At 57.6% G+C, this 12,814-nt stretch carries 9 protein-coding genes, 6 tRNA genes and 3 rRNA genes; 1 reads left to right on the plus strand and 17 read right to left on the minus strand.

Going from position 1 to position 12,814, the window contains the following annotated elements; all coding sequences use genetic code 11:
- Positions 1-22 precede the first annotated feature (22 nt).
- The 16 genes from rplL to AAGT95_RS04480 form a co-directional block, all read right to left on the minus strand.
- Positions 23-394, minus strand: coding sequence for a 50S ribosomal protein L7/L12 (rplL, locus tag AAGT95_RS04405; RefSeq protein ID WP_110603290.1), 372 nt, complete (start codon positions 392-394; stop codon positions 23-25).
- Between the two features lie 94 nt (positions 395-488).
- A complete protein-coding gene (gene rplJ / locus AAGT95_RS04410; RefSeq protein ID WP_110603288.1) occupies positions 489-992 on the minus strand; it encodes a 50S ribosomal protein L10 in 504 nt (167 codons plus the stop codon).
- A gap of 269 nt (positions 993-1,261) precedes the next feature.
- A complete protein-coding gene (gene rplA / locus AAGT95_RS04415; protein WP_110603286.1) occupies positions 1,262-1,954 on the minus strand; it encodes a 50S ribosomal protein L1 in 693 nt (230 codons plus the stop codon).
- 2 nt (positions 1,955-1,956) lie between these two features.
- Positions 1,957-2,388 (minus strand): 50S ribosomal protein L11, encoded by a 432-nt coding sequence (gene rplK / locus AAGT95_RS04420; protein ID WP_110603284.1) that lies wholly within the window; start codon positions 2,386-2,388, stop codon positions 1,957-1,959.
- Positions 2,389-2,502: 114 nt separating this feature from the next.
- Complete coding sequence (nusG, locus tag AAGT95_RS04425; protein WP_110603282.1) at positions 2,503-3,036, minus strand: transcription termination/antitermination protein NusG; 534 nt, start codon at positions 3,034-3,036, stop codon at positions 2,503-2,505.
- An 8-nt stretch (positions 3,037-3,044) separates the two neighbouring features.
- Positions 3,045-3,413: a preprotein translocase subunit SecE gene (secE, locus tag AAGT95_RS04430; RefSeq protein WP_110603280.1), complete on the minus strand. Its 369-nt coding sequence runs from the start codon at positions 3,411-3,413 to the stop codon at positions 3,045-3,047.
- 72 nt (positions 3,414-3,485) lie between these two features.
- Positions 3,486-3,561, minus strand: a tRNA-Trp gene (locus AAGT95_RS04435).
- Positions 3,562-3,713: 152 nt separating this feature from the next.
- Positions 3,714-3,788, minus strand: a tRNA-Thr gene (locus tag AAGT95_RS04440).
- Positions 3,789-3,809: 21 nt separating this feature from the next.
- A tRNA-Gly gene (locus AAGT95_RS04445) sits at positions 3,810-3,883 on the minus strand.
- Between the two features lie 56 nt (positions 3,884-3,939).
- Positions 3,940-4,023, minus strand: a tRNA-Tyr gene (locus AAGT95_RS04450).
- A 222-nt stretch (positions 4,024-4,245) separates the two neighbouring features.
- Positions 4,246-5,223, minus strand: coding sequence for a biotin--[acetyl-CoA-carboxylase] ligase (locus AAGT95_RS04455; RefSeq protein ID WP_342595662.1), 978 nt, complete (start codon positions 5,221-5,223; stop codon positions 4,246-4,248).
- 367 nt (positions 5,224-5,590) lie between these two features.
- Positions 5,591-5,705 (minus strand): 5S ribosomal RNA (gene rrf / locus AAGT95_RS04460).
- Between the two features lie 184 nt (positions 5,706-5,889).
- Positions 5,890-8,781 (minus strand): 23S ribosomal RNA (locus AAGT95_RS04465).
- Between the two features lie 245 nt (positions 8,782-9,026).
- Positions 9,027-9,102 (minus strand) — tRNA-Ala (locus AAGT95_RS04470).
- Between the two features lie 194 nt (positions 9,103-9,296).
- Positions 9,297-9,373, minus strand: a tRNA-Ile gene (locus AAGT95_RS04475).
- 100 nt (positions 9,374-9,473) lie between these two features.
- A 16S ribosomal RNA gene (locus AAGT95_RS04480) occupies positions 9,474-11,013 on the minus strand.
- Together the 16S, 23S and 5S rRNA genes with 2 tRNA genes alongside form the textbook arrangement of a ribosomal RNA operon.
- Before the next feature lie 250 nt (positions 11,014-11,263).
- Between AAGT95_RS04480 and AAGT95_RS04485 the strand changes: the two genes are divergently transcribed.
- Positions 11,264-11,488, plus strand: a complete 225-nt coding sequence (locus AAGT95_RS04485) for a hypothetical protein (RefSeq protein ID WP_342595663.1) — start codon at positions 11,264-11,266, stop codon at positions 11,486-11,488.
- A 104-nt stretch (positions 11,489-11,592) separates the two neighbouring features.
- Here AAGT95_RS04485 and tyrS read toward each other — a convergent pair whose 3' ends face one another.
- Positions 11,593-12,792 (minus strand): tyrosine--tRNA ligase, encoded by a 1,200-nt coding sequence (gene tyrS / locus AAGT95_RS04490; RefSeq protein ID WP_342595664.1) that lies wholly within the window; start codon positions 12,790-12,792, stop codon positions 11,593-11,595.
- Positions 12,793-12,814 lie beyond the last annotated feature (22 nt).

Raw genomic sequence — 12,814 nt, forward strand, 5'->3', positions numbered from 1 at the left:
GCGTGAAGCCGTGAGCACAGAGTTACTTGAGCTCCACAGAAGCGCCAGCTTCTTCCAGCTTCTTCTTGGCTTCTTCAGCGTCGTCCTTGGACAGACCTTCTTTCAACGTCGCCGGAGCGCCGTCGACAGCGCCCTTGGCTTCTTTCAGGCCAAGACCGGTGATTTCGCGAACGACCTTGATGACGTTGACTTTCTTGTCACCGGCAGCGGTCAGAACGACAGAGAACTCGGTCTGCTCTTCGGCCGCAGCTTCACCGCCGCCGCCAGGACCGGCGACGACAGCAGCTGCTGCAGAAACGCCGAACTTCTCTTCCATTGCAGAGACCAGTTCCGCAACTTCCATCACGGACATTTCGGCAACGGCGTTGATGATGTCTTCTTGAGAAAGTGCCATTTTCAGATTCCTAAACTTTGCGGAGCCCCAGCCGGTATCGGCCAAGCGCTCATTGATTCAACAGTCGATCCAGTCTGCGCGAACAGGCTGCCAATCAGGCAGCTTCTTCCTGCTTCTGGTCGCGAAGTGCTGCGAGGGTACGAACCAGCTTGCCGGCAGAAGCTTCCTTCATGACGGACATCAGCTTGGCGATCGCTTCGTCGTAAGTCGGCAGCGTTGCCAGACGGTCGATGTCAGCAGCCGGGATCATCTCCCCTTCGTAAGCCAGCGCCTTGACTTCGAACTCCTTCTGCGTCTTGCCGAACTCCTTGAACAACCGCGCGGCAGCGCCGGGGTGCTCGTAGGAGAAGGCCAACAGCGTCGGGCCTGCGAAAGTCTCGTTCAGGCACTCCCATGAAGTCCCTGACAGCGCGCGGCGCGCCAGCGTGTTGCGGACAACACGAATCTGGACGCCATTCTCGCGAGCCTGTTTGCGCAGATCGGTCATTGCGCCAACGGTGACACCGCGAGAATCGGCAACTACGACGGAAAGAGCGTCCTTAGCGGCTTCACTGACCTCGGCAACAATCGCTTTTTTGCCTTCGAGTGCTAGTGGCACAGTGGTTACTCCTTCGTGCCGGGGCGACGGCGTCGCGACCCGGTGGTTACCATCTCTTTCATCTGACAGCGATGAAAGTCTTGGATGATGGCTGCACACCTGACTCGGCGAGCAACACCATCTGCGCAGGCCCCCATTCGGGACATTAAGTCAGCGGCTAGCGCTGTCACCTGCGGTCTTTGACGGTGCCCCGCCCCACTCTGCCAGGACGACGCGAGTCGTCGAAACAGCGCACGGGGACCGCAAAGTTATTGCCTGGTTGTCGTCGGTCACGCGTAAGCGCTGTGATCGACGGTCAGACCCGGGCCCATGGTGCTGGACAGGGTCAGTTTCTTGAGATAGATGCCCTTGGACGTGCTCGGCTTGAGACGCTTGAGGTCGTTGACCAGCGCTTCGAGGTTGCCCTTGAGCGCGTCGGCGGGAAAGTCGACCTTACCGATGGAGGCATGGATGATGCCGTTCTTGTCGGTACGGAAACGGACCTGACCTGCCTTGGCATTCTTGACCGCGGTGGCGACGTCCGGCGTCACGGTGCCGACCTTCGGGTTCGGCATCAGGCCGCGCGGCCCCAGGATCTGGCCAAGCTGGCCGACCACACGCATGGCATCCGGTGCGGCGACGACGACGTCGAAGTTCATGTTGCCTTTCTTGACGTCTTCGGCCAGATCTTCCATGCCGACGATGTCGGCACCGGCTTCCTTGGCGGCGTCGGCGGCGGCGCCTTGCGCGAACACGGCGACGCGGACGTCACGACCGGTTCCGTTGGGCAGCACGGTGGCGCCACGAACGACCTGGTCGGATTTACGCGGATCGACACCCAAGTTGATGGAAACCTCGACGGCTTCCTTGAACTTGACCGTGGACACCTCGGAAAGCAGGGCGACGGCTTCTTCGAGGGTGTAGACCTTGCCCGGCTCGACCTTCTCGCGAATCATCTGAGCGCGTTTTGTCAGCTTTGCCATGATCAGAGGCCCTCCACGTTGAGGCCCATGCTGCGAGCACTGCCAGCGATGGTACGAACGGCGGCGTCAAGACTGGCAGCCGTCAGGTCCGGCTCCTTGGTCTTGGCGATTTCCTCGAGCTGCTCACGAGTCACGGTGCCGACCTTGGTCTTGTTCGGCACGCCGGAACCGGATTTGATACCCGCGGCTTTCTTCAGCAGCACGGCCGCCGGCGGCGTCTTGGTGACGAAGGTGAAGCTGCGGTCGGAGTAGACCGTGATCACGACCGGCGTCGGCAGGCCCGGCTCAATTTCTTGAGTCGCGGCGTTGAACGCCTTACAGAATTCCATGATGTTGACGCCGTGCTGACCCAGCGCGGGACCCACGGGCGGACTCGGGTTGGCCTTGCCAGCTGCAACCTGCAGCTTGATGTAGGCCTGGACTTTCTTAGCCATTTTGAACTCCAGTCGGGTACGGACGCCTTGCGGCTCCCCAATTCAGCCGACACGACGGCCGGCAACGATAACGCAGCACCGAATGGCGCCGCGATGAACTCAGTGCAACGCCGGTCAGTCCTTGACCACCTGGACGAATTCCAGCTCTACCGGCGTCGAACGCCCGAAGATCAGCACGCTGACCTGCAGGCGACTCTTTTCGTAGTTGACCTCTTCCACGACACCGTTGAAATCGGCGAAGGGGCCATCGACGACACGAACGGTCTCGCCTGGCTCGAAGAGTGTCTTGGGGCGTGGCTTGTCGGTACCATCCTGGACGCGGCGCAAGATCGCATCCGCTTCTTTCTGCGTAATGGCGGCGGGCTTCTCCGGCGTACCGCCGATGAATCCCATCACGCGCGGCGTCTCGTTGACCAGGTGCCAGGTCTGTTCGTTCATCTCCATCTCGACCAGCACGTAGCCGGGATAGAACTTGCGCTCGCTTTTGCGGCGCTTGCCGTCACGCATCTCGACGACTTCTTCGGTCGGCACCAGAATGTCACCGAACTGATCTTCGACCTCGTAGAGCTTTACCCGCTCGATCAGCGAGCGCATCACCTGCTTCTCGAAACCGGAATAGGCGTGAACGACGTACCAACGCTTGGACATGAAAACTCCTAGCCAATGATTCCGGACATCGCCCAACCCAGGACGGTATCGATAAGCCACAGCAGCAGCCCCACGACGAGAACGGCCGCCAGTACGATCAACGTCGTCTGGATGGTCTCCTGTCGGGTCGGCCAGACCACTCGCTGAATCTCACGCTTGGAACCCCGCGCCAGATCCATCAATGCCTGCCCCTTTGCCGTGGTCAAGGCGATCGCGGCGGCAATACCACAAATGACGACGACGCCCAGCACGCGGTACAGCAACGCCTGATCCGCGAACCACGCATTGCCGCCAACCGCGACTGCCAGCAGCAACACCACGACGATCCACTTGGGAGTGTCGAAGCGTGACTCCTGCACCTCGGCGTTGTGCTTCATGAAAACTCCTCAACTCAAGGCGCGATAACCGAACAAGACAAGATATCAAATACAAGCCAGCCTGGGGAAGACTGGCAGGCCAGGAGGGAATCGAACCCCCAACCTGCGGTTTTGGAGACCGCTGCTCTGCCAATTGAGCTACTGGCCTGCAACTATACTTCCGAGAAGCACCCGGAAATTAGGAGGGCGCTATGATAGCGAAGAGATGCCAGGAAAAGCAATCCCATCCGGCATTTTTCTTTTTCACCAAAAAAGCGAGCTCCTGGCTCGCCTTTCGCACATCCGCATCGATGATTGAAATGGAGCTCATGGACGGAATTGAACCGTCGACCTCACCCTTACCAAGGGTGTGCTCTACCCCTGAGCTACATGAGCCTAAATCACTTCAACATCAAATGGAGCGGGTAGTGGGAATCGAACCCACACCATCAGCTTGGAAGGCTGAGGTTCTACCATTGAACTATACCCGCCTACCCGCTCTGATCCGGCTTGCCGAAACAGACCGGCAAAACTACTGCAATAAAACTGGTGGAGAGGGAAGGATTCGAACCTTCGAAGCTTTCGCGGCAGATTTACAGTCTGCTCCCTTTGGCCACTCGGGAACCTCTCCATGACGGCGACAGATTCTACACTGCCCCTCATTGATGTCAAGCGTCTGTTTTTATTGCGATAACAGGCTCGGATATCAATGGCCTTGCGCGCAAAGCGGGGCGCATTGTGTCAAAGCAGGGCACCGAATGCAAGCGCGAATGCCATCTTTTCGACGCCTCCCTGCCTACCCATGCCATGTGGCGGCGATCCCCCACACGCCCGTCGCCGGTTGCTGATCGGATCACTCCGGCCGAATGCTTATCTCGCCCCCCGTGAGAGCCTGCTCCCCAGCTTCGGTCTTCACGATCAGATTGCCGCTAGGGTCCACCTCGACCGCTTCGGCGATATAGGAAGTAGAGCCCTGGTGAATACGAATGGATCGGCCCGCATAGGCATGCCGCCTGTTCCAGTCTGCTCGCCAGGCGCCGAAACCCTGGCGCTCGAACTCGGGCAACATCATCAGCAGCGACTCGATCAGCGCCGCCGCGACATAATTGCGTTTGGGCGCCTGCACCACGTCGGCGAGCGCGCCCACCGGCTGCCCCGCAGCTTCTCGGACGGCATCGCTTGCAGAGACGTTGAGACCGATGCCAATGACCACTTCGCAAGGCCCTTCCACGTCTCCAGTCACTTCGAGCAGGATACCGGCAAGTTTCTGCCATTCGTCATCGACGGCAAGCAGGACGTCGTTGGGCCATTTCAGGGCAACATCGGCACCCAGGTCACCGACGACGTTGGCCAGAACCACCCCGACGGCGAGGCTCAGCCCTTCGAGCGCTGCCACGCCGGACTCGAACCGCCAACCCAGCGACAGGATCAGGCTCTCCCCCCAGCCGGTACTCCAAACCTTCCCTCGGCGGCCTCGCCCCGCAGTCTGGCTCTCCGCAAGGCACACCTCGCCGTGACCCGCGCCATGGCGGAAGCGATCCCGCAGAAACGTGTTGGTGGAGTCGAGAACATCCTCGACGAAAAGCCGTTTGAGATGATGCCGGGTTTCGGCCGACAACCGGGAAACGATACAGGCGCCGTCAAGCGAATCCAGCGGGTTGACCAGCCGATAACCCCGCCCCTTGACCGCCTCCAGCGGCAGGTTCATCGCCTCCAGCTTCTTGAGCTGTTTCCAGACTGCAGTACGCGACACACCAAGACGCTCACCCAACTGCTGGCCGGAATGGTAGTTGCCGTCACTGAGCAAACGAATCAGGTCACCGATACTCATCAGGATACGCCTAGTGACAAAACCGACATTCTAGCGAAGTTCGCAGTTTATCGATAACGCCACCCGTCGCCCGTAGCTCGTAGCTCGTAGCTCGTAGCTCGTAGCTCGTAGCTCGTAGCTCGTAGCTCGTAGCTCGTAGCTCGTAGCGATGATCCACCGGGAAAGACAAAACCCCAGCCTCGATCGAGGCTGGGGTTCGAGATAGAAGCCAGATAGGGGCTGGACGGCGCTCCGCGACTGACTCGTCTCCTCCCGAGACTCGCCCTTCGGGCCCGCTGAAGCGGTTCCCGCTCGTTCCCGACGAACGGGTCCAGGGGAGGCCCCTAAACGAATGAACCCCGACCAATGGCCGGGGTTCGAAATAAGTGCCTGACGATGACCTACTCTCACATGGGGAGACCCCACACTACCATCGGCGCTAAGCGGTTTCACTTCTGAGTTCGGCATGGATCAGGTGGTTCCCACTCGCTATGGTCGTCAGGCAAAACTGACGCTGAAGCGATCTTTTCCTCGCATCGCTTCAACTGATTCGGATCATGCTGACGGCTACGTCTCGTTTGGCCGGCTCTTTCTCGGCCCGCGTATCCAGTCATTGTCGTACTAATCGCTCGACTTCGCGTCCCGGCTTTCGCCACAACGCCTCTTTCCAAAACCCCTTGGGGTTATATGGTCAAGCCTCACGGGGCATTAGTACACGTTAGCTCAACGCCTTGCAGCGCTTCCACACCGTGCCTATCAACCAGCTAGTCTTGCTGGACCCTTTAGGAGACTCGAAGTCTCAGGGAGATCTCATCTTGAAGGAGGCTTCCCGCTTAGATGCCTTCAGCGGTTATCCCGTCCGCACATAGCTACCCGGCGATGCCACTGGCGTGACAACCGGAACACCAGAGGTGCGTCCACTCCGGTCCTCTCGTACTAGGAGCAGCACTTCTCAAATCTCCAACGCCCACGGCAGATAGGGACCGAACTGTCTCACGACGTTCTAAACCCAGCTCGCGTACCACTTTAAATGGCGAACAGCCATACCCTTGGGACCGACTTCAGCCCCAGGATGTGATGAGCCGACATCGAGGTGCCAAACACCGCCGTCGATGTGAACTCTTGGGCGGTATCAGCCTGTTATCCCCGGAGTACCTTTTATCCGTTGAGCGATGGCCCTTCCATACAGAACCACCGGATCACTAGAACCTACTTTCGTACCTGCTCGACGTGTCTGTCTCGCAGTTAAGCACCCTTATGCTCTTGCACTCAATGCACGATTTCCAACCGTGCTGAGGGTACCTTCGTGCTCCTCCGTTACGCTTTCGGAGGAGACCGCCCCAGTCAAACTACCCACCACACACTGTCCTCACACCGGATCACGGTGCCAAGTTAGAACGCCAATGATGCCAGGCTGGTATTTCAAGGTTGGCTCCACCCGAACTGGCGTCCGGGTTTCCAAGCCTCCCAGCTATCCTACACAAGCAACATCAGCGTCCAGTGTGAAGCTATAGTAAAGGTTCACGGGGTCTTTCCGTCTAGCCGCGGGTACACAGCATCTTCACTGCGATTTCAATTTCACTGAGTCTCGGGTGGAGACAGCGTGGCCATCATTACGCCATTCGTGCAGGTCGGAACTTACCCGACAAGGAATTTCGCTACCTTAGGACCGTTATAGTTACGGCCGCCGTTTACCGGGGCTTCGATCAAGAGCTTCGCCTTACGGCTAACACCATCAATTAACCTTCCGGCACCGGGCAGGCGTCACACCCTATACGTCCGCTTACGCGTTAGCAGAGTGCTGTGTTTTTAATAAACAGTTGCAGCCACCTGGTATCTTCGACCGGTTCGAGCTCGGGACGCGAAGTCCTTCACCCTAAGCCGGCGCACCTTCTCCCGAAGTTACGGTGCCATTTTGCCTAGTTCCTTCACCCGAGTTCTCTCAAGCGCCTTGGGATTCTCACCCTGACCACCTGTGTCGGTTTGGGGTACGGTCGCATGTGATCTGAAGCTTAGAGGCTTTTCCTGGAAGCGTGGCATCGATGACTTCCGGACCGTAGTCCGTTCGTCTCGTCTCTCGGCCTTAAGGACCCGGATTTGCCTAAGTCCTCAGCCTACTGACTTTCACCAGGACAACCAACGCCTGGCTCACCTAGCCTTCTTCGTCCCCCCATCGCAACCACATCCGGTACGGGAATATTGACCCGTTTCCCATCGACTACGCTTTTCAGCCTCGCCTTAGGGGCCGACTCACTCTGCTCTGATTAACATAGAACAGAAAACCTTGGTCTTCCGGCGGGGGAGTTTTTCACTCCCCTTGTCGTTACTCATGTCAGCATTCGCACTCGTGATATCTCCAGCATGCTTCTCAACACACCTTCACAGACTTACACGACGCTCCTCTACCGCTCATCCAGAGGATGAACCCGTAGCTTCGGCATCTGGTTTGAGCCCCGTTACATCTTCCGCGCAGGCCGACTCGACTAGTGAGCTATTACGCTTTCTTTAAAGGATGGCTGCTTCTAAGCCAACCTCCTAGCTGTCTATGCCTTCCCACATCGTTTCCCACTTAACCAGAATTTGGGGGCCTTAGCTGACGGTCTGGGTTGTTTCCCTTTTCACGACGGACGTTAGCACCCGCCGTGTGTCTCCCACGCTCTACTCACCGGTATTCGGAGTTTGCCTCGGGTTGGTAACCCGGGATGGGCCCCTAGCCGAAACAGTGCTCTACCCCCGGCGGTAATACGTGAGGCGCTACCTAAATAGCTTTCGAGGAGAACCAGCTATCTCCGAGCTTGATTAGCCTTTCACTCCGATCCACAGCTCATCCCAGCATTTTTCAACATACTTGGGTTCGGGCCTCCAATTGATGTTACTCAATCTTCACCCTGGCCATGGATAGATCGCCCGGTTTCGGGTCTATATCCAGCGACTGGTCGCCCAGTTAAGACTCGATTTCTCTACGCCTCCCCTATACGGTTAAGCTCGCCACTGAATATAAGTCGCTGACCCATTATACAAAAGGTACGCGGTCACCGAACAAGTCGGCTCCCACTGCTTGTACGCACACGGTTTCAGGATCTATTTCACTCCCCTCTCCGGGGTTCTTTTCGCCTTTCCCTCACGGTACTGGTTCACTATCGGTCAGCCAGGAGTATTTAGCCTTGGAGGATGGTCCCCCCATGTTCAGTCAGGGTTTCACGTGCCCCGACCTACTCGATTTCACACATTCAGGTTTTCGACTACGGGGCTATCACCCACTATGGCCGGCCTTTCCAGGCGCGTTCGTCTAACCAGTCACATGCTTAAGGGCTACTCCCCGTTCGCTCGCCGCTACTGGGGGAATCTCGGTTGATTTCTTTTCCTCGGGGTACTTAGATGTTTCAGTTCTCCCGGTTCGCTTCCCAACACCTATGGATTCAGTGTGGGATACCCAGCTTGTGCTGGGTGGGTTTCCCCATTCGGACATGTCCGGGTCGCAGGTTGTTTGCCACCTCACCGAACCTTTTCGCAGGCTACAACGTCCTTCATCGCCTCTGGCTGCCAAGGCATCCACCGTGTGCGCTTAATCGCTTGACCATATAACCCGAAGGAGTCTGGTCGCGCGATTAGTCTAACGACAATTGCCGGATACGCTTGAGACGTATCACTTTCGTTCTTCTCTTGCGAGAAGAACTGTCAGCATGATCCAAATTGTTAAAGAGCGTTTAAAGCTAGAAGCTTTAAGCTGGAAGCTGTAAGACAACCCAAGATCAAACCGGGTTAACGACAGCGTCTAGCTTAAAACTTCGATGACTGTGTGGCGCGTTTTCTCAGGAAAGACATGGTGGAGCCAAGCGGGATCGAACCGCTGACCTCCTGCGTGCAAGGCAGGCGCTCTCCCAGCTGAGCTATGGCCCCAGATAATCCAGCTATCTGGATAATTTTCGTCATGACAAGGCGTTTTACGGTGACGCATAGCCTGCTATGCAAGCCGGGGAACAACGCTGTCATGGCGTAAATTTGGTGGGTCTGGGCCGATTCGAAAAAACCCGGCGACCTCACCCTCTCTTTTTGACACCCCGGGGGTGCGCTCTAACCAACTGAGCGTGAGATGGTGGGTCTGGGCCGATTTGAACGGCCGACCTCACCCTTATCAGGGGTGCGCTCTAACCAACTGAGCTACAGACCCGTTGGTCACTGGGTGGCTTTCGAGAGCCTTTCCACAGTCATTGCTCTTGGCCGATCAGGTAATTGATTGTGGACGCTTGAACCACGTGAAGCTGGTCGTTTAAGGAGGTGATCCAGCCGCAGGTTCCCCTACGGCTACCTTGTTACGACTTCACCCCAGTCATGAACCACACCGTGGTGATCGCTCTCCCGAAGGTTAAGCTAACCACTTCTGGTGCAGTCCACTCCCATGGTGTGACGGGCGGTGTGTACAAGGCCCGGGAACGTATTCACCGTGACATTCTGATTCACGATTACTAGCGATTCCGACTTCACGGAGTCGAGTTGCAGACTCCGATCCGGACTGAGGCCGGCTTTCTGGGATTCGCTCCACCTCGCGGTCTCGCAACCCTTTGTACCGGCCATTGTAGCACGTGTGTAGCCCTACCCGTAAGGGCCATGATGACTTGACGTCGTCCCCACCTTCCTCCGGTTTGTCACCGGCAGTCTCCTTAGAGTTCCCGACCGAATCGCTGGCAAATAAGGACAAGGGTTGCGCTCGTTACGGGACTTAACCCAACATTTCACAACACGAGCTGACGACAGCCATGCAGCACCTGTCTCAGAGTTCCCGAAGGCACCAATCCATCTCTGGAAAGTTCTCTGGATGTCAAGGGTAGGTAAGGTTCTTCGCGTTGCATCGAATTAAACCACATGCTCCACCGCTTGTGCGGGCCCCCGTCAATTCATTTGAGTTTTAACCTTGCGGCCGTACTCCCCAGGCGGTCGACTTATCGCGTTAACTGCGCCACTAAGTCCTTAAAGGTCCCAACGGCTAGTCGACATCGTTTACGGCGTGGACTACCAGGGTATCTAATCCTGTTTGCTACCCACGCTTTCGCACCTCAGTGTCAGTGTCAGGCCAGAAGGCCGCCTTCGCCACTGGTATTCCTCCCGATCTCTACGCATTTCACCGCTACACCGGGAATTCTACCTTCCTCTCCTGCACTCTAGCCTGGCCGTTCCGGATGCCGTTCCCAGGTTGAGCCCGGGGCTTTCACAACCGGCGTGCCAAGCCACCTACGCGCGCTTTACGCCCAGTAATTCCGATTAACGCTCGCACCCTCCGTATTACCGCGGCTGCTGGCACGGAGTTAGCCGGTGCTTCTTCTGCGAGTGATGTCCTTCCTCTGGGGTATTAACCCAGAGGCTTTCTTCCTCGCTGAAAGTGCTTTACAACCCGAAAGCCTTCTTCACACACGCGGCATGGCTGGATCAGGCTTTCGCCCATTGTCCAATATTCCCCACTGCTGCCTCCCGTAGGAGTCTGGGCCGTGTCTCAGTCCCAGTGTGGCTGATCATCCTCTCAGACCAGCTACGGATCGTCGCCTTGGTAAGCCGTTACCTTACCAACTAGCTAATCCGACATAGGCTCATCCGATAGCGCGAAGTCCGAAGATCCTCCGCTTTCTCCCGTAGGACGTATGCGGTATTAGCGTGGGTTTCCCCACGTTATCCCCCACTACCGGGCAGATTCCTATGCATTACTCACCCGTCCGCCGCTCGCCACCAGGGAGCAAGCTCCCCGTGCTGCCGCTCGACTTGCATGTGTTAGGCCTGCCGCCAGCGTTCAATCTGAGCCATGATCAAACTCTTCAGTTTAAAGTCTGATAGTCCTTACTTCTCCCGAAGGAAAAAAGCGGACCAAACTTGGTTCAAGGTCAAACGAATCTTGACGAGTCGCTTGCCTCGATATGTCGTGACTGGCTGTCACGCGAGAACAAGCGCCCACATCAATTACCTGATCGATTGTTAAAGAGCGCCTTACTTTGCCGTTTCGAATCCAAGTGCTTGTCAGCGCTTGTTTCTGGGCCGCCGTAAGGAGTGGCGTATTTTAAGGATCGAGGCGAGGATGTCAACGTCTTTTTTGTCGAATCCTGCTTGGCGTCGCGTGCTGCTGTCGGCGCCGATCCTTGCCAAGAAGCGGGAGCATTCTGCCTGTCTCCCCTGCCTCGCGTCAACCGATTATTTCAATCAAATCAACTGCTTGGCTTTCTTCTTCACCGCCTCCGAAAACCTCTCTCGGCGGCAGCGGATGCGTACTTTACGGATCGACCGCCGCGTTGGCAAGCACTGATTGCAACTTTTTGATCATCCGGTCCGACACACCCTCCCGCCGCCACCCCCCAAAGACCGAAACGCCCGCGCGGGGCGGGCGTTTCAGCGGGATTGGCAAATTGGCTAACCAATCGTGACCCGGGCGTAGCGCTTCTTGCCAGCCTGAATGACATAGTGCCTGCCGGTGGCGAGCATGGTGTCCTTGGCCGCGATCTCGCCGTCGACCTTCACCCGGCCGTTGTTGAGCATGTCCTTGGCCTGGGCGCTGTTGTTGGCCAGCCCGGCTCGATTGAGCACTGCCGCGATCGGCGCCTGCGCCGCCCCCTCGAAGTCCACCTCGACTTCAGGCAGATCCTCCGGCAGCTCCCCTTCCGCGAGCTGGTTGCCCGCCGAACGGTGCGCATTCGCCGCCGCTTCCGCCCCGTGGTAACGCGTGATCAACTCTCTCGCCAAGGCCATCTTGATGTCGCGCGGGTTGGCCCCCTGTTCGATCTCACGCCGAATCGCCTCGATCTCTTCGTTGGATTTCAGCGACAGCAGCTCGAAGTAGCGCCACATCAGGCCGTCCGGCATCGACACGATCTTGTTGAACATCACGCCGGGGGCGTCGTCGACACCAATATAGTTGTTCAACGACTTGGACATCTTCTGCACGCCATCCAGCCCTTCGAGCAGCGGCATGGTGATGACGACCTGCGGCTCCTGGCCGAAGTGCTTCTGGATCTCGCGCCCCATCAGCAGGTTGAACTTCTGGTCGGTACCGCCGAGCTCGATGTCCGCCTTCAGTGCGACCGAGTCGTAGCCTTGCACCAGCGGGTAGAGAAACTCGTGAATCGAGATCGACTGACCCGCCCGGTAACGCTTCTCGAAGTCATCGCGCTCGAGCATGCGTGCCACGGTGGATTGTCCGGAGAGCTCGATCATGTCGGCGGCGGACATCTCCCCGAACCACTCCGCATTGAATCGCACTTCGGTCTTGTCGGGGTCGAGGATCTTGAAGACCTGCTCCCGATAGGTCTGGGCGTTGGCCTTGACCTCTTCCTCGGTGAGCGGCTTGCGGGTGACGTTCTTGCCGGTGGGATCACCGATCCGGCCGGTGAAGTCCCCGATCAGGAAAATCACCTCGTGGCCAAGATCCTGAAACTGGCGCATCTTGGTCAGCAAGACACTGTGCCCCAGGTGCAGGTCGGGAGCGGTAGGATCGAAGCCTGCCTTGATCCGGAGCTTGCGACCGGATTCGAGCTTTTTTACCAGCTCGTCTTCGATCAAAATCTCCTGCGTACCGCGCTTGATCAATGCCAGCGCTTCGTCGACCTGGGCCATCGTATCCGTCTCCACTACTACG

The organism is Salinicola lusitanus, from assembly GCF_038648475.1.
Classification (GTDB): Bacteria; Pseudomonadota; Gammaproteobacteria; order Pseudomonadales; family Halomonadaceae; genus Salinicola; species Salinicola lusitanus.

Bases quoted from the DNA above. Each gene is read 5' to 3' on its own strand.
- rplK (WP_110603284.1), bottom strand. From the start codon at position 2,388: ATGGCTAAGAAAGTCCAGGCCTACATCAAGCTGCAGGTTGCAGCTGGC.
- AAGT95_RS04455 (WP_342595662.1), bottom strand. From the start codon at position 5,223: ATGAGTATCGGTGACCTGATTCGTTTGCTCAGTGACGGCAACTACCAT.
- AAGT95_RS04485 (WP_342595663.1), top strand. From the start codon at position 11,264: ATGTCAACGTCTTTTTTGTCGAATCCTGCTTGGCGTCGCGTGCTGCTG.
- rplL (WP_110603290.1), bottom strand. From the start codon at position 394: ATGGCACTTTCTCAAGAAGACATCATCAACGCCGTTGCCGAAATGTCC.
- nusG (WP_110603282.1), bottom strand. From the start codon at position 3,036: ATGTCCAAGCGTTGGTACGTCGTTCACGCCTATTCCGGTTTCGAGAAG.
- secE (WP_110603280.1), bottom strand. From the start codon at position 3,413: ATGAAGCACAACGCCGAGGTGCAGGAGTCACGCTTCGACACTCCCAAG.
- rplA (WP_110603286.1), bottom strand. From the start codon at position 1,954: ATGGCAAAGCTGACAAAACGCGCTCAGATGATTCGCGAGAAGGTCGAG.
- tyrS (WP_342595664.1), bottom strand. From the start codon at position 12,792: ATGGCCCAGGTCGACGAAGCGCTGGCATTGATCAAGCGCGGTACGCAG.